The 16729-nt window shown below is 69.1% G+C and carries 11 protein-coding genes; 5 read left to right on the top strand and 6 right to left on the bottom strand.

The features are described from left to right. Positions 1 to 40: 40 nt before the first annotated feature. From ACZ9QC_RS27105 to ACZ9QC_RS27095, 3 genes are all read right to left on the bottom strand, one after another. Positions 41 to 1066: an esterase-like activity of phytase family protein gene (locus ACZ9QC_RS27105; RefSeq protein ID WP_472915499.1), complete on the bottom strand. Its 1026-nt coding sequence runs from the start codon at positions 1064 to 1066 to the stop codon at positions 41 to 43. 59 nt (positions 1067 to 1125) lie between these two features. Then, positions 1126 to 2133: a serine hydrolase gene (locus tag ACZ9QC_RS27100; RefSeq protein ID WP_472915498.1), complete on the bottom strand. Its 1008-nt coding sequence runs from the start codon at positions 2131 to 2133 to the stop codon at positions 1126 to 1128. Between the two features lie 219 nt (positions 2134 to 2352). Beyond that, positions 2353 to 2493, bottom strand: a complete 141-nt coding sequence (locus ACZ9QC_RS27095) for a hypothetical protein (RefSeq protein WP_472915497.1) — start codon at positions 2491 to 2493, stop codon at positions 2353 to 2355. Between ACZ9QC_RS27095 and ACZ9QC_RS27090 the strand changes: the two genes are divergently transcribed. Further along, entirely contained in the window at positions 2492 to 2857 is a 366-nt protein-coding gene (locus tag ACZ9QC_RS27090; protein ID WP_472915496.1) for a DUF4180 domain-containing protein, read from the top strand. The two genes, ACZ9QC_RS27095 and ACZ9QC_RS27090, sit on opposite strands and share 2 nt — an antisense overlap. A gap of 33 nt (positions 2858 to 2890) precedes the next feature. On the opposite strand, the gene ACZ9QC_RS27085 is transcribed toward ACZ9QC_RS27090, so the two are convergent. Continuing rightward, positions 2891 to 4150, bottom strand: a complete 1260-nt coding sequence (locus ACZ9QC_RS27085) for a phosphatase PAP2 family protein (protein ID WP_472921820.1) — start codon at positions 4148 to 4150, stop codon at positions 2891 to 2893. A gap of 691 nt (positions 4151 to 4841) precedes the next feature. On the opposite strand from ACZ9QC_RS27085, the gene ACZ9QC_RS27080 reads away from it, so the two are divergent. Then, on the top strand, positions 4842 to 5645 hold the full coding sequence (locus ACZ9QC_RS27080) for an endonuclease I family protein (RefSeq protein WP_472915495.1): 804 nt from the start codon (positions 4842 to 4844) through the stop codon (positions 5643 to 5645). 284 nt (positions 5646 to 5929) lie between these two features. Further along, the gene (locus ACZ9QC_RS27075; RefSeq protein WP_472915494.1) at positions 5930 to 7423 is read left to right on the top strand and encodes an FG-GAP-like repeat-containing protein; all 1494 of its coding nucleotides are present in this window, start codon (positions 5930 to 5932) and stop codon (positions 7421 to 7423) included. Between the two features lie 185 nt (positions 7424 to 7608). On the opposite strand, the gene ACZ9QC_RS27070 is transcribed toward ACZ9QC_RS27075, so the two are convergent. Then, positions 7609 to 8538 carry an alpha/beta fold hydrolase gene (locus tag ACZ9QC_RS27070; RefSeq protein ID WP_472915493.1) on the bottom strand — a complete coding sequence of 310 codons (930 nt, stop codon included), beginning with the start codon at positions 8536 to 8538 and terminating at the stop codon, positions 7609 to 7611. 87 nt (positions 8539 to 8625) lie between these two features. Here ACZ9QC_RS27070 and ACZ9QC_RS27065 point away from each other — a divergent pair, with 87 nt between their 5' ends. Together ACZ9QC_RS27065 and ACZ9QC_RS27060 are read left to right on the top strand one after the other, a co-directional pair. Beyond that, positions 8626 to 9240: a TetR/AcrR family transcriptional regulator gene (locus ACZ9QC_RS27065; RefSeq protein WP_472915492.1), complete on the top strand. Its 615-nt coding sequence runs from the start codon at positions 8626 to 8628 to the stop codon at positions 9238 to 9240. A gap of 34 nt (positions 9241 to 9274) precedes the next feature. After that, positions 9275 to 9727: a DUF5959 family protein gene (locus tag ACZ9QC_RS27060; RefSeq protein WP_472915491.1), complete on the top strand. Its 453-nt coding sequence runs from the start codon at positions 9275 to 9277 to the stop codon at positions 9725 to 9727. Positions 9728 to 9786: 59 nt separating this feature from the next. Here the strand turns inward: ACZ9QC_RS27060 and ACZ9QC_RS27055 are convergent, their stop codons facing one another. Further along, complete coding sequence (locus tag ACZ9QC_RS27055; protein ID WP_472915490.1) at positions 9787 to 16689, bottom strand: RHS repeat-associated core domain-containing protein; 6903 nt, start codon at positions 16687 to 16689, stop codon at positions 9787 to 9789. Between the last annotated feature and the right edge of the window lie 40 nt (positions 16690 to 16729).

Raw genomic sequence — 16729 nt, 5'->3', positions numbered from 1 at the left:
CCGCCGGCGAGGGTCACCCCCACCGGCGTCCAGGCGTGGCTCAGGCGGTCCGGGTCCGGAGGGAGAGGGAGAGGGAGTAGAAGCGGGTGGTCTGGACGGTGTTCTGGTTGTCGTCGCTGACCAGCAGCACGTCCAGCCGCCCGCCGGGCCGTGCGGCCCCGGTGACGGTCATGCCCTCGATGTTGTCGAGCAGCGGGTTCGGCTGGGGCTGCTTGGCCGTGGCCCCGAGGCTGGGGCAGTCCACGAGGTCGGCGAGCAGCGTCTTGCGGACGAGCCGAAGGCCGTCGGTGTCGGTCGCGCGGCGCGTGTCGGCGACGTAGAGGCGGACCGTGTTGCCGACCCCGGCGGTGAATCCGCGCTCCAGGACGAGCAGCCGCCCGCCCGGGAGGCCGGCCACCTCGACGACCCCGAGGCCGGTGTCCACGCGGTAGCCGTACTGCGCGGAGAGCCTGAACTCCCCTGTGCTGCCGTGCCGTTGCCATGTCTGAAGGCGGACCACCCCGGTGGTGTCCCCGGTGAGGGTGCCCTCCATCGAGGCGAGCAGGGTGCGTCCGCCGGGAAGGAGAGTGAGCCCTTCGAAGGTCTGGTTGGCGACCGCCCGGCCGGCCGGGGCGACCGCCAGTTCGTCGGGCACGGGCAGGCCGGCCAGGATCCGCCCCTGCCGGTCGTAGCGCCGTACGGTCGGCTCGGTCTCGGAGGCGACGAGCAGGGTGCCGTCCCGGTCGACGGCGACCGCCTCGGAGTCGAGCGCGGCGCCGCTCTGTGTGGCGAGCGGCAGGACGCCCTTCGGCGCGAGGGTGGGGCGGTCGAGAGTGAAGAGGGCCGACCGGTCGGAGACGGCGAGGAGCGAGCCGTCGTGGTCGACGGCGAGGCCGGAGAGGTTCCCGACGAAGGTGCCCGCGTACGTCGTCTTGTCGAGGGCGTCGGAGTACTTCTCGATCGACACGGTCGGCGAACAGGCATGGCCGCGCGCCGAGTCGGCGTGGACGGGTCCGGCGGCGGCGAGCGTGGTGGCCGCCGCCGCCAGACCGGCGGTGAGGGTCGCGACGAGGCTTCTCAGAGGCATGGCGTCACGGTAGGGCGACGCCGGTGAGCCGCGGATGGCCTCGCCGTGAACGTCCGATATCAGCCGTTGCCGTTCCCGGTTCCCGTCCCGTCGGCGGTGCCGGTCTCCGGCACCGGGACGGTCGCCTCCCGCGGTTGGTCGGTGGGCTCGTAGCGCTGCACGCTCGCCATGCCGGAGGAGGTCTTCGGGGCGGGCACCAGATCCTTGTGGATGGCCTTGGAGACAGCCTGGATCGTGTTCACGCCGTACCGCATGTCGGGGTTGCCGTGGGTGAGGACGGTGATCGTGTAGTCCCGTCCGCCGCCCTTGAACGTGCCGACGCTGTGCACCCGCCAGCCGTGCGTGGCGCGGGACAGCCACCCGTTCTTGACGTGCACCTTCACGGTGGAGGGCGCCCCGGCCGGGGTGCCCCAGCGCTGCTCGGCGACGACCTTGTTCATCAGCTTGAGGATGTACGCGCGCGCGTTGTCGCTCAGGACAGTGTTCTTCGCGGTGAGCAGGGCGAGCAGCCGCTGCTCGTCGCGGACGGTGATCTGGGTGAGGCCCCAGTAGTTGTTCGCGCCGGGCTTGGTCTGCGTCATCTTGGCGGCCGTGAGGAACGCCTGGATCTTCTTGACGCCGAGCTGCTTCCACAGGGTGCTGGTGGAATTGTTGTCCGACTTGGTGATCATGGCGGTGGCGAGCTTGGTCTCACGGTCGGTGAGATACCGGTTCGTCTTCTTGGCGTCGTACAGCAGCGCGGCGAGCACGGTCACCTTCACGACGCTGGCCGAGTCGAAGGCGGTGTCCCCGCGCAGCGTGCAGGTGGTGTCGGTCGCCCGGTCGTACAGGCCGACCGCCACCGTGCCCTTCCGCTTCGCGAGCGCCGCCGTGATGTCCTTCTGCAGCTTCTCGGCCAGTCCGGCCTGCTTCGACGTACATGTGACCTGCGACGCGGCGACCGCGGCCGGCGCGAACGCCGCGGCCGCCGACGTGAGGGCCATGCCGGCCCCGATCCCCGCCGCGACCACACGCGTCCGCCTGGACGCCGGCGACACCCGGGATACCCCCGATATCCGGTGAGTCATCAAACCTGTCCCATCCCCTTGTGCGACTGGAACCCGCCTCTGACGGATTCACCACAGTCGACTCGCAAAGACGATCGATAGTTGTACATCAGTTCCCTTGGTCCAGTTCCCTTGCCCCCCGTTCCCGATGGAGAAGGAGAGCCGGATCGGCCGACACACGGGTGGGTGAGCAGCTGCTCGCCGGGCGCACCCGGGGCCCCAGGGCGATTTCCTCACCGGCTACCGCACCCAGTCCGCCGCGTACGCCGCCCACGACACCCTGATGAAGTGACCGACGGCCCGCCCTCGGGGGCTGGTCGCCCGGCCGGGCTCTTCGATCCCGGGGTTGCGGGCACCGACCGCGCAGTAACCTCGCCCCATGCCCACCACCCTGCAGGCGATCCACGACGTGCCCGTGTTGATGTGTGACGCCGAGGGCGGGGTGATCGGGGGCGAGGGGGACGCCCTGGACCTCATCGGTGATGCCGGGTACCAGGGCGCCGCGTGGGTCGCCGTCCCCGTCGAGCGGTTCGACGAGCGGTTCTTCCGGCTGAGCACCCGCGTCGCGGGCGACATCATCCAGAAGTTCGTGCAGTACCGCGTCGGCCTCGCCGTCGTCGGCGACATCTCCCGGCACACGGAAGCCAGTTCGGCCCTGCGCGACTTCGTCCGGGAGTGCAACCGGAACCGTCAGACGTGGTTCCTCACCGATGTCGCCGAGCTGCGGGAGCGGCTCAAGGGCTGAGCCCTCGCCGGGGCCGCCGCTCCCTCCGCCCGCTCACACCAGCTCGGGATGCCGTTCCGCCCGCCGCTCCGGCTGTCGCGGCGACGCGGCTTCCGGCGTCCAGCGTCGGTCGACACGAACGTAGCCGTATACGACCGAGCCCATCACCATGAGGAGAAGCGGCCCGTACACCCACGGGTGTCGGGCCATTTCCACCGGCAGATAGCGATAGGCCAGCAGAAGCCCCACGAATACCGCCGCACCGTGGACGACGAGCGCGATTCCCGCCCGGTCCCAGCCGCGGTCGTACGTCCGCAGCGCCGCCTCGATCGTGATGGTGAAGACGACACCGGCGATGAGATCCACGCCGTAGTGATATCCGAATCCCAGCGTCGCGGAAAGCGTGGTGATCAGCCAGAAGGTTCCCGCGTACCGCAGAGCGCGCGGGCCCCGGCGCGAGTGGATGAATATCGCGGTGGCCCACGCCGTGTGGAGGCTGGGCATGCAATTGCGCGGGGTGATCTCGTCGTACACCATCGGGTGCGGCACGGTGAGCGACGGTGGTGTGTCGGGCCAGATGTTGGCCAGCGCCCAGTGCTCGCCGCCGGTGCCGAACGCGCCCGTTCCGTAGGCGAAGACCGGTCCGACCACCGGGAAGATCATGTAGACGCTCGGTCCGAGGAGGCCGATCACCAGAAAGGTGCGCACCAGGTGGTGGCGCGGGAAGCGGCGTTCGGCCGCCACGTGCCGCAGCTGGTAGAGCGTCACGATGACCGCCGCCACCGCGAGCTGGATGTAGACCCAGTCGAGCAGATGGGTGCCGACGGGCCCCGTGGCCCTGACCAGCCGGCCCACCAGCCACGAGGGGTTGCCCAGCGCGTGGTCGGCGGTGGCGAGGTACGGGTCGAGCACCATGGGTCGCGTCTTGGACGTGATCAGCAGCCACGCGTCGCCCGTCTTGCGGCCGGCGACCAGCAGCAGACCGAGCCCGACGCCTTTCAGCAGAAGCGCCCGTTCACGGCCGGTGCGGCGGGTGACGGCGACGACCGCGCAACCCAGGATCACCCACAGCGCGCCGTTGCCGAACATCATTCTGGCGTCGACAAGCCATCGGACCAGAAAGAAGACGATATCGATTCCGACGGCGACACCCGCCGCGATGAACCGTTCGCGCCAGGTGAGCACCACCATCGTCAACGCCATGCTGGCGTAGAGCAACGGCCCTGATTTCGGGGCGAATATCACCTCGCTCGCCTGATTGGTGATCGGCCCCGGCACACCGTATCCCCGTGCGGCGACCTCCAGCGCGAGCATGAATCCGATGCCCACGACCACCGCCGCGGTCCACAGAATCACCTTCGGCCGGCGCCACTTGACGGACGCGACCCTGCTGCGTATTCGCGGGAGCGCCCGCGAGAATATGGATATCAATTATCCGGCCGTCGTCTCGTGCGAGCGGCCGGGTCTCTTCGTGGTGGGCAACATGACTTTCCGGTGTGGGTGCCGACGGGTGGACGACGGACGGGACGGGCGGGACTGACGGGACCAGCAAGCGGACAGACGGACGGGCGGACGAACGAGCGGTCGGGCGGGCGGGCGGACAAGTCGACAGGAAGTCGGGCGTGCAGGCGGGCGTGCAGGTGGACGGGCCGGTCGGCAGACCGGATCACGCCAGACGTCACCCCCCTGAAGAAGACCGTTCACCCCCCGTTGAGGTTGCTCTGCACCCGACAACTACGCAAGACCGTCCACCGGCCCAGCACGCCGAAATCCGCACGTCAATGAGGGTCTCCCCTTGAATCGCGGCAGGTGAAGTGGAGTTGAGGTACGAAGGTTGCCCCGTTGGCCGAATTGTCATCGGATCGCCTTCCAGTTGTAACACCTCGACTGACCCGTCCATGCCAATCTCTCGGTTACCCACACAGTCAACCCGCGTAGAACGAGACTCCCCGAAGCAACTGGCAACTCCTCGTCCTGCGCGGCCCTTTGGGAAGGGACACCCCTCATGCCCGCTGCGCGGATACGCAGTTGGAAGTCGGTCGCTCTCGCGACGTCGGCCGTGCTCGTCGGTATCGTCCTCCCGGCGGCCACCGCCACCCCCGCCTCGGCGACGACGACCGCGTACGACGACACGTACTACGCGAGCGCGATCGGCAAGACCGGTACCGCCCTGAAGTCCTCGCTGCACTCGATCATCGACGGTCACACGACCATCTCGTACTCGGCGGTCTGGAACGCGCTGAAGGTCACCGACCAGGATCCCAACAACAGCAACAACGTGAAGCTGCTCTACAGCGGCATCTCGCGCAGCAAGTCCCTGAACGGCGGCAGCTCCGGCAACTGGAACCGCGAGCACGTGTGGGCCCAGTCGCACGGCGACTTCGGCACCTCCGCCGGCCCCGGCACCGACCTGCACCATCTGCGCCCCGAGGACGTCACGGTCAACGCCACCCGGGGCAACCTCGACTTCGACAGCGGCGGCAGCACCTTCACCAACAGCGGCGGCAGCCGCTACGACTCGAACTCCTTCGAGCCCAGGGACGCGGTCAAGGGCGACGTGGCCCGCATGATCCTCTACATGGCCGTCCGGTACGAGGGCGACGACGGCTGGCCCGACCTGGAGCCCAACGACTCCGTCAACAACGGCGGCACCCGCTTCCACGGCCGCCTGTCCGTCCTGAAGGCCTGGAACGAGGCGGACCCGCCGGACTCCTTCGAGGAGCGCCGCAACGACCTCATTCACAGCGACTACCAGGGCAACCGGAACCCGTTCATCGACCACCCGGAGTGGGTCGAGGCGATCTGGTAGTCCGCGCACCGAGAACGGTGGACCCCCCGGCCCGCACGGGCCGGGGGGTCCACCGTTCCCACAGCCACCCCGGTGGAGCCGACGGCCTGGGACCCGTCGGACGTGAAGTGGGTCGGTGGGTGGAGCAGGTCGGTGGGTGGAGTAAGTCGGTGGGTGGAGTAGGTCAGTTACGTACCCATGACATTCGGACGCACAACCGACGAACTCCCGATCGAGTCGAACTACATGGACGCGGCAGTTCCGCCCGCCGGACCAGGATCTCCACCGACTCGAAAGGCACGTGCATGTCACGAGCACGAGCAGCACGACGCAGCACCCGTACGGCACGCGTGACCGCCCCCCTGGCAGCGGTGGTACTGCTGGCCGGCGGCCTGACCGCACTGTCGCTGGGCACGGCCTCGGCCGCCCCCGCGAAGGTGGGCGTGGCGGACGACTTCAACGCTGACGGGTACGCCGACCTGGTCGTCGGCGCCCCGAACGCCACGGTGTCCTCGAAGGCCAAGGCGGGCTACGTGGCCGTCCTCTACGGCTCGAAGAGCGGCATCTCCCCCACCAAGAAGAAGCTGATCAGCCGCTCGACGAGCGGTGTGCCCGGCTCCGCCACCGCCAACCAGCGCTTCGGCTCGACCTTCACCAAGGGCGACCTGGACGGGGACGGCTACGGCGACCTGGTAATCGCGGGCGGCACGGCGGGCTCGGTGATCCTCTGGGGTTCGGCGTCCGGGCTGACCGGCGGGACGAACATCGCCCAGTACGGGGCGGCCCCGCAGGCCGGCGACTTCGACGGTGACGGCAAGACCGACCTCGCGCTGTTCTCCGCGCAGTCCGTCGGCGGCGACGACCCCGAGGGCGCGCCGGCGGCCCTGTGGAAGGGCCCGATCTCCCGCGCGGGCAAGCCCGCCGCCGTACTGAACCTCCTCGACAAGTCCCTGTGGTGGGGCTGGGAGGAGGACGACGCCTCCTGCGCGACCGGCGGGGGCTGCGAGGACGGGCCGTCGTCCATCACCGGCCCGGTCGTCTCCGGCCAGGTCGGCGACGTCAACGGCGACGGCCGGGACGACATCGTCCAGTGGCACTACACGGGCGACGGCACCTGGGGCAACCGCCTGCTCCTGGGCGGCGCCTCGGGCTTCACCCGCGGCTTCGCACCCGGGGACGACACGAGCCGCGACCCGGCCGGCACCGGCATCGGCGACGTGAACGGTGACGGCTACGACGACGTGGTCGTGGGCGCGGAGGGCTGGTCCGACCAGGTCCGCGTGGCCTACGGCTCGCCCACCGGCACGTCCGAGTCGAACGTCCAGACCTTCGACCAGAACCTGCCCGGCTTCCCCGGCGCGCAGGAGGACGGCGACCTGGTCGGCTCGGCGGTCTCGGTCGCCGACGTCACCGGTGACGGGTACGCCGACATCGCGCTCGGCATCGCGTACGAGGACGTCGACGGCATCGTGAACACCGGCTCGGTCGCTCTCGTCCCCGGCACGGCCTCCGGCGTCACGGGCGCCGGCACCAAGGTCTTCCACCAGAACACCGCCGGGGTCCCCGGGGTCGCCGAGGCGGAGGACAAGTTCGGCACCACGACGGCCCTGCTGGACTTCAACGGCAACGGTCACCCCGACCTGGCCGTGGGCGCCCCCGCCGAGAACAGCGACAACGGCGCCGTCTGGGTCCTCCCCGGCACCACCACCGGCCTGACCACCACGTCGGCCCTGGCCTTCGGCCCCGGCGACGTGGCGGGCCCGGCCACGGACGCGATGTTCGGAGCGACACTGCGCTGAGCCTGTCGCTCCGTGCTGAGGCGGTAGCGGCGCGCGTGCCCGGCGGTGCCGGGTGCGCGCGCCGCATCATGTCGGCGAGCGGCCGTCAGGCCGCGTGCCGGGCCATGTGCCGAGCCATGTGCCGAGCCATGTGCGGAGCCATGTGCGGGGCCGCGTGTCAGGCCATGTGTCGGGCCATCCGTTTGTCAGCCCGTGTGCCGCAGGATCTCCTCGGCCAGCCGGGCGTCCATCACCCTGGGCAGGCTGTGCCCCAGCCCTTCGATCATGACCAGCCGGGCCCCCGGCACGGCGGCGGCCGTCGCCTCCGCGTGCGCCGGCGGGAACATCGGGTCCTCGGTGCCGTGCAGGACGAGCGTCGGCGCGGTGACCGAGGCCAGGGCCGCCGTGTCGTCCCCGCCGGCCGCCCCGGCGAGCGTGTGGTTGACCCCGGCCGCCAGATCACGCGCCCGCTCGAACACCCGCCGCTCCATGGCCCGGTACTCCTCCTCGTCGAACGGCAGCACCGCCCCGTGCAGCACCCGCCACAACGGCAGCCGCAGGGCGAGGTGCTCGTCCGGGCCGGCCTTCGGATCGGGGAAGGTGGTGGCGAGCGCGGACAGCAACTCGGCGCTGGGCGGGGGCAGTTCACCGTGCGCCGGGGGCTCCCCCGCCATGGCCCGGTTCACTGCGGCCGCCGTGTCCGTACCCAGGGGCTGTGACGACAGGCTCGTCAGGGTCAGCACCCGTTCCGGATCGGTGACGGCGATCCGCTGCGCGATGATCCCGCCCAGCGAGGCCCCGACGAGATGCGCCTTCTCGACACCGAACGCGTCCAGCACGGCGAGCGCGTCCGAGGCCAGGTCGGCGACGGTGTACGGCCGTACGGCGAAGTCGACCACGGAGGACCGCCCGGTGTCGCGGTGGTCGTACCGGATGACCCGGCGCCCGCCCTCGACGAGCCGCCGCACGATCCCGTCGTTCCACTGAATGCCCTGCGCCTGAGCGCCCATCACCAACAGCACGACCGGATGCTCGGAACCGCCGAACTCCTCGGCCCACAACTCGATGCCGTCCACGGGAACGATCCGCTCGCGGCCGACCAGGACGACGTCGTCCCTCTCTCTATTTTCCTGCATGGTCGTTCAAGATAATGATCGGACACGGATCCCGCACGCCCTTTTCGAGGTGGACGCCCCCGCACCCCACCCGGCACCCTGATGACCATGGCCGGAGTCAAGGGACAGGTGCAGAGGCGGGGCGTGGAACGCCGCCGCGCGATGGTGGACGCGGCGATCACGCTCTTCTCCCAGCAGGGCGTACGCGGCACGGGCGTCGCCGCGATCGCCGAACGCGCAGGCGTCACCCCGTCCGCCCTCATCCACCACTTCGGCAGCAAGGAGGGCCTGGTCCAGGCGGTCCTGGAGGAGGCCGACCGCCGTGCCCTGGCCCGCCTGTCGGCCACCCCGACCTCCGAGCCCACGCTCACGGAGGCGTTCGACTGGTTCGTCCGGGACGCCGCACACACGGCGGCAGCCGAACGTGAACTCACAGCCCTGCACACCACCTTGACGGCCGAGAACCTGGAACCAGGCACCACCCTCCACACCTGGTTCCGCGACCGGGGCCGCGCCCTACGCGCTCACCTGACCGCCCTCTTCACCCGCGCGACGGCGGACGGCACGGCCCGCCCGGACGTGAACCCGACGGCACTGGCCACGGAGGTCGCCGCCTTCCTGGAGGGCGCCCACCTCCTCTGGCTCCTGGACCCGGACCAGGTGGACCTGCCCGCCGTACACCGCGGCTACTTCGAGGGCCTGACGGCCCGCCTCCGCCCCTGATCACCTCGGCACACCCTCCGACGAGAGCGACGATATGGACCTGCTCAACCTCTCCGACAGCACCAACAGTGTCCGTCTACGTATTCACGGCCGCCACAAACCCGGTGTCCTCCCGGAGCACGATCTGATGGTGGGGGAAGTGATCGTGACCACCAATTTCGTCAGCGGCAGCTGTCGCGTCTATTTCTTCCTCGCCGCTCTGCGGCAATGGTCCTCGGCCCTGGAAGCACTCGAGCGAGGCCAGGACGCCGAGTGGCTGGACATGGGAAACGGTCCCACGATCAGGATCGAGTGCGCCCGGAGCGAAAACGATGACTCGACAGTCTTCGTCGAGGACACCTCGGACTCGAACGCGACGGCGATCATCCCCATGGCTCTGCCCACCGGATGGGTTCAACAGCAGCGCAGGCTGCTCGACGAAGCGGTGAAGGCGTGGCCCGTGGAGGTCGCGGAGACGTCAACGGGATCCTACGAGTGGAAGAAGTGAACAGAAGGGGGTGGAGTCGAAATGTCGACCCCACCCCCACGCATTTCACCCGATCATGGTCACTGCATAAATTTTTGCGTCATGTTCCAACCGGTATCGTCAAATGCTTCGATCGTCACCGCGTAGGCGACATTGCTGCCCGGCCGATAATGCGGTGTCGCAGCATACATGATGGTGTTCCCGTTCCCTGATGCGACATAAGCCGCGATTTTCTTCTCGAACTCGTTCATGACGCCGTTGTCGACGGATTCGGTCGTTCTGACGATGTTTTCCTTCGTCGTCCCTGATCCCCCGAGGGCCCTCGGCAGAAGGTGTCCACGAGCGTCTCCGTTGGCTCCGCTCACAAAGCCCGGCAGGTCGTCTCCCATCCTGCGGGTGGCTTTGGTTCCGGTACCCAGCATCGAGGGCGTGACGATCGCGACGATTCCCGACCGGCGACCGTCCGCATCAATCGACCCGTAGTCGATCTCACCGCCGCAGTTGTGGACCAGAAGCGGGGTCGCCCCCGCCAGCACGAAGTACGTGTGCTGGTCGGCAACGGTCAGGTTGTGGACTGTCTCGTCCGTTGCCGTCCAACGGTCCACCGCAGTGATCTGGACGAGCGTGCCCGCACTGGTACGCAGCCACTGACCGCTCTTCAAGTCGGTGGCGTCGACCCATGCCTCGGCTTCCGGGACCCAGAAGGGATGCCCGTCGGTCGCGGTGATCCTGTCAGTGGACGTGCCGGCGGCACCATCCGTGTCGACAGTCAGCTCGACCAGGCGCTTGACACCCTCACCCATGATCTCGGCGGTGACCGCTTCAGCGGTGACCTCACCGGTCTCGGGGTCCGCCGCGAGGACCTTGTCGCCGATCTCGACGTCCTCGATCGGCTTGGTGGAACCGTCCGCCATCAGGACCTGCGTGTCGGGGGTGAAGCTGTTGTCCGTCTTGCAGGTCTTGCCCTGGGCAGGCGCGTCAGCGTCCTTGCCACCTCCGGTATCGGACTTCTTCTCCGCGCCGTCGTTCTTCTTTCCGCCGGAGTCCCCCTTCTTGACCTGGGGTGCTTCCTTGGCCTTCGCCGGCGGGGCGGGGGCAGGCTTCTCCTTCGGCTTCGGGGTGACCGGCGGCGTGACCTTGTCGGCCGCGTCGACCGCGTCCTCGGTCTTCTTCGTCGCCTTGGTGGCATCCGACGCCGTGTCGACGGCGTCGACCGCCTTGTTGACGTACCGCGCGCCCTTCGCGGCGGTGGCCGCGTAACCCGCGATCGGGATCGCCGAGGCGTAGGACAGACCCGCGTCGATGTAGTTGCCCTCGGCCGTGTACCAGAGGCCGTTGAGCAGGTCGGCCGGCTCACCGAAGCCTGGGACCAGGCCCACGACGTCGAGGGCACCGTGACCGATCGGGCTGATCCAGGACTCGCCCCAGTAGAGACCCGTCGGGTCCGGGAAGGCCAGCGGGTTGTTGCGGCCGTACGCGTAGGCGTTGAGGTGCTGTGGGTCCCCGAGGTTCAACAGCGGGTCCGCAGACACGAATCGTCCGGAAGACGGGTCGTACGCGCGGGCGCCGAGCTGGATCAGACCGGTCGTCGCGTCAGCCGTGCCACCCACGAAAGACTTGTCGCCGGGCCACGCGCCCGCTGGCGGCTTCGCGCCACGCACCTCACCGAAGGGCAGCGTCCGACGCTGCGTGATCGCCGAGTCCGCCGCCTTGATGGCGATCTCCGCGGTGCCGTTCTGGCCACCGACCAGCCAGGTCACGCCGGCCGACGTCCGCACGGCGATCTTCTTGCCGCCGTGGGAGTAGTAACGCGTACCCGACAGAGTGTTCTTCACCGTGTCGAGGCGGATCTCCTGGCTGCCCAGGTACAGCGTGACGGCACCCTTCTCCTTGCGGAGCAGGCGGCCTCCGTCCGGGCCGTACACGTACGAGGTCTTGTTCGCCTCGTCCAGGGTGTCGCCGGACAGGTACGGGGTGACCGCGCTCAGGTGGCCTTCCTCGTCCCAGTCCAGCTTCTGGTCGACCGCCGGGGAGAGGTCCGTCGCCGCCTTGGTGCGGCGGACGGTGTTCCCCGTCTCGTCGTACTGGAAGCTCTGGGCCGCCGTCACTTCCTTGGCCGCCGTCGCGGTGCGCACCTCGGCCGACTTCAGGGCGTGCGCGTGCGTGCCGCCCTTGGTGTCCGTGGCCTTCGGCTCGTACGTCGTCGTCTGCGTGATCGCCGCGTCGCCGGTGGTGCCGGTGGCGTGGCGGACCTCGCTCGTGCGGTTGCCCGCGGCGTCGTAGGCGTAGGAGTGCCGGTACGGTGCCGGGCCGCCGACGGTCGCCTCACCGGCGCTGGGCGCGCAGGCGGTGGCCGTCTGCGTCCACGCCTCGGTCAGGCGGCGCAGGTAGTCGTACGTGAAGCACTGGACGTCCGCGGTCTTGCCCTCGGGCGTGTCCGCGATCTTCTGGATGTTGCCGGTGGCGTCGTAGCCGTAGGTGATGTCGGAGTCGGGGGTCTTGACGATCTCCCGGTCGATGCGGGCGCGCTCCAGGCGCCGGGTGCCCTCCTCGTAGGTGTTGGTGAGCCAGGTGTACTTGTCCGCGCTGGCGGTGCCCAGCGTCAGCTGGAGCATCTCGCCGTAGTTGGAGTACCGGGTCTCGCGGGCGTAGTCCGTCGCGTCGCCCAGCGTGAACGACGGCAGACCGGTCGCTGTGTAACCGGCGGTGATCGTCTCCGCGGGAAGGCTCCCGATCGCCGGGAGGCCGACGTCGCCGATCGAGCCGTCCGGCTTGTACGACGCCGTCGAGGTGTACGTACCGGCCAGTTTGCCCTCGGAGGCGGGGATGGTCACTGAGGTCTTCGTCGGGCGGCCCGCCACGTCGTACGCGTCGACCGACGAGGTGTAGCCGTCGTCGCCCACCCACTTCGTGGCGGAGGCCAGGCGCCCCTTGCCGTTGGGGACGGTCGCGCTGTCGTACTCCCAGGTCGTCAGCTTCTTGTCGCCATTGAAGAGCGAACGCTGACGGCCCAGCTTGTCGTAGGTGTAGGTGAGCGTGATCCCGCGCTCGTTGCTGAACGTCTTCAACTGGTCGAGATCGTTGTACGTCACCGACGTTGTACCCGCGTCCGGGTCCACCGACTTGGTCTGCCGCCCCCGCACGTCGTACTGGTACGACCAGACGTTGCCCGACGTGTCCTTCACCTCGGTGAGGCGTCCCGCCGCGTCGTAGTCGTACGACGTCGTGTCCGCCGCTCCCGTGGGCGACGACGCCTTGAACTCCAGGACCTTGGTCGTCTGACCCTGCGCGTCGGTGTACGTCGCGGTCGGTGTGGCGCCCGCCGGCGGGTCCACCGTCGTGTGGTCGCCGTGGTACGCGGTCTTCGTGCGCCACTTCTCGGTGCCCGCCACGCGGAAGATCGAGTCCGTGGCGCGGCCGGCCGCGTCGTAGACGGTCTCGGTCTCGCGCGGGGTGCCCTCGGAGGCGTCGACGACGTTGACGAACGTCGTGCCGACGGCCGCCGTGTTGTAGAACGGGCCGATCTCCTTCACCGCCAGGCCCCGGCTGTCGTACTCGGTGGTCGTGATGACGCGGCCCGAGTTCGCCGCCGGCGTCTGCGTCTGACGCGGGCGCAACAAACCATCGCTGAGCTGATGGCTGGTGGCCACCGAGCCGTTGGGAAGGAGTGACTTGGTGGTGGTGACCACCGGCGCGTTGTTGCGGATCAGGTAGGCGTATTCGAGGCTCGGGGTGTCCGAGGCCTTGGCGCGGCCCGGGAGCCAGACCTTCAGCAGGCGGCCGAGGGCGTCATACTCCAGGTCGGTGCGCTGCTTGTTGGCGTCGACCGTGGCGGTCACCAGGCCCCAGCGGCGGTCGACGGTGGAGGTCGTGGTGTTGCCGAGAGGGTCCTCGGACTTCATGCCGGTGACCGGGCCGCCCGTGGTCGGCGTGTAGGTCGTCTTCGTCGCGTTGCCCGCCTGGTCGGCGGACTCCACGACTCGGCCGTGGACGTCGTACTTGGCCGTCGACGTGGTCACGTACTGCGGGGTGCCGTCGGCCGTGTAGCCCTTGACCTTCTCGCTGCGCACCACATCACCCTTGGTGGGGGTGGTGCCGTAGGTGTCACGGTCGTCGTACCAGGTGCGGACGTCGGAGATCGCCTCGCCCTTGAAGGACGTGGGCGCGCCGTCGTCGCAGTTGACGGGGAGGACGGTCACCCGCTTCAGCAGGGTCAGCAGGTTCGCGTCGGTGTTGCGGTTGTACGTGTTCGTCGTGCAGGTGTCGTCGTCCTCGACCGCCAGGTCACCGGAGTCGGAGGAGCGGGACAGCATGCCGTAGGAGTCGTAGAAGTGCTCGATGGCGGCGCGGCGGACCTTGCCGTCGTCGAGAGCCGTGCGGGTCTTCACCGACTTGACGGCCGCGTAGGACGCCTCGTCCTTGCCCTCCGTCGCCGTGGGCTCGGACTTCCAGGGCGTGCTGACCGAACCGGTCACCTCGGCGGCGCCGTTGAAGCTGCGCTGCTCCACGGCGAAGCCCTGGTGGCGGGCGTCGTCACGGATCTTCGTGCCGTCGGAGGCGGTGACCGTGACCGACTTCGTACCGCCGGACTCCTTCTCCCGGTCGCCGTCCATGCCCTGGAGGTAGGTGGTCTCCGTGCGGAGCTGCTTGCTGCCCGCCTCACCGGTCTTCATGGTGACCGAGCGGAAGCCGCGCCACTGGTTCCAGGTCTTCTTCTTGGTCTTGACCAGCTCGCTGTCGTCGAAGGCCCAGGCGGCGCCCGCGTAGTCGTAGGACGTGACCTTGTTGGGGCCGGTGACCGTGACCTCGTCCTCGATCACCGTGTCGACGACGAACTTGTGGAACCAGTCCTCCTTCTCCCCGACCGTGCCCTCCTTCGACCAGAAGGACGGCATGCACCGCTTGGTGTTGGTCTCGGGGGTGGGGAGGTTGGAGGGGGTGCACTCGTTCGGCTTGTAGTTGACCGAGATCGTGCCGCCCGTCTCCGACTGGATCGCCCGGATGCGCCACTTGTACATCGGCAGCCGGTCGTCGGAGGCGGTGTCGACGCGGTTGGCGTCCTGCCGCTCGTAGAAGGTGACCTTCGGAAGCTTGTTCGCGCCGTCCTTGCCGGAGTGGGTGACCGACTCCAGCCACAGGGCCGGGGCGTGCGTGGTGTCGGCGCTCTGGTACTTGTGCGCCAGATCCCACTCGTCGACGTCCCCGTACGTCTTGCCGTCGGAACCCAGGACCTGCGTCGTGACCTTCGCGAGCCGCTTGCGGGAGAAGAAGGTCGGGGACCACTGGTCCTTGCACTCCGTGTCCGAGGTGCAGATCTGCTCGAACGGCACGTCCGGCCAGCGCTTGGCGGTGGACTCCTTCAGGTCGCCCGGCTCACAGTCGGCGGCGGCACCCGTGCAGCGCTCGGCGACGTCGAAGACGACCTGCGAGGGCGCGGCGGTCGTGTTCTCCTTGCCCGCCTGCTCCCCGTACTCGATCCGCTTGAGGTAACCGCCGCGGTCGTAGGAGACGACCTTGTCGCCGCGCACGCTGTCGTACTTGTTGGTCTCGGTGCCGTAGTAGTACGTCATCGTGTTGCCGTGCACGTCGACGACGTAGTCGAGGTTCCAGCGCCACGACTGCTGGCAGCGCGACCCCTTGAAGGTGTCCGCGTGACAGGGCTCGTCCTTGTCGTCACCGAAGACCGGGACCTCCCAGGAGGAGCCGGTGAACTCGGTGTCGGCGGACTCGCGCTTGCCCTTGCCGAAGTGGTAGCGGGTGCCGTCGGTGGTGGTGACGACCCAGTACTCGTTGTTGTTGTCGGCGTTGAAGCCGTCGTACTTGCGCTCGATACGGGTGCCGTCGTCCTGCTTCAGACGCCACTCGTCCTTGCCCTTCTTGACCAGCTCACCGGCCCGGCCGCCGAAGTTCATGGTGGCGTTGTCGGAGTGCCAGCACAGGTCGTACTTCTGCGACCCGGCCTCGTCGTGGCCGTCCTCCGTGCAGGAGCGGTACGAACGCTCGATGTAGCCGGCGGAGAGATCAAAGCCCTCGCCGATCCAGGAGGTCTGGTTGTTGCTGGAGGCCGTCCGGCCGTCCGTGGCCGCGGAGTTGTAGCCGAGGCCGAGCTGCGGGGAGGGACCGGCGATGGCGGGCGGCACGCGCAGCGGGTACTGCCAGGTGAAGCTGCCGGTCTGCCCGGCGACCTGCCAGGACGCGGACGGGGCCAGCGAGGTCGCCGTGTAGGAGCCGGAGCCGCCGGAGGCCGCGGCGGCGACCGCGAGCAGCGGGGCCTTCGCGGCGGGCAGCGCGGCCACGTCGGCGGTGAGCCGCTGCTCGCGCACGTCGTTGTCGGTCTTCAGCGGGGTGCTCGTCTGGCACTTGGCCGCCGTGGGCGTGGTCAGCGCGCAGGCGGGCAGTTCGACCAGGCGCAGCCGCTGGGCCCAGTCGCCGCCGTAGGCCTGCGCGAAGGCCGCGTAGTCGACCTCGACGGACACCTTGCCGTTCGTGGCAGACGAGTCCGCCCGGGTCACCTTCAGGAGCAGGCCGTCGATGCCGGCCTTCCGCGCGGCGGCGTGACTGAGTACGTCCACCTTGGCGCGGGTGGGCGTGACGGCCGCCATCGTGGAACGGGTCATGCCCTGCGGCGGACCGATACGGACCGGCAGTGAACCGGTCTTGGTGCTCGACAGCGCGCCGCGCTTCTTGGCGTTGGCACCGGCGAGTTCGACCGTCGCGGAACCCGCCTTCGGCCAGGTGGCCTTGGGGTTCAGCGGCTTTCCGTACCCCTTGGTGTGCTTGAGCGGGCTGGCCTGGCCGTCCTGATCGACCACCGGCGTCGAGGCGACGTCCTGGGTCTTGGGCCGCCGCTTCTCCCGGGCCTCGTCGGGGTCGTCGCCGAGGGCCGGGGTGCCCTGGAGCAGGGTGACGGTCAGGGCGGATGTGATCGTGACAGCGATGGCTTTCGCCCAGCCATAGGGCTTGCGTCTGCGTGATGGGCGCACGCGTGTTCCCCTCTGCGTGGTGTGAAGGGCGCCCTGGTCA

Source organism: Streptomyces sp. HUAS MS02 (assembly GCF_055702265.1).
Note: the sequence above shows the minus strand (reverse complement) of the source record. Positions and strands in the feature narration are given on the sequence as shown.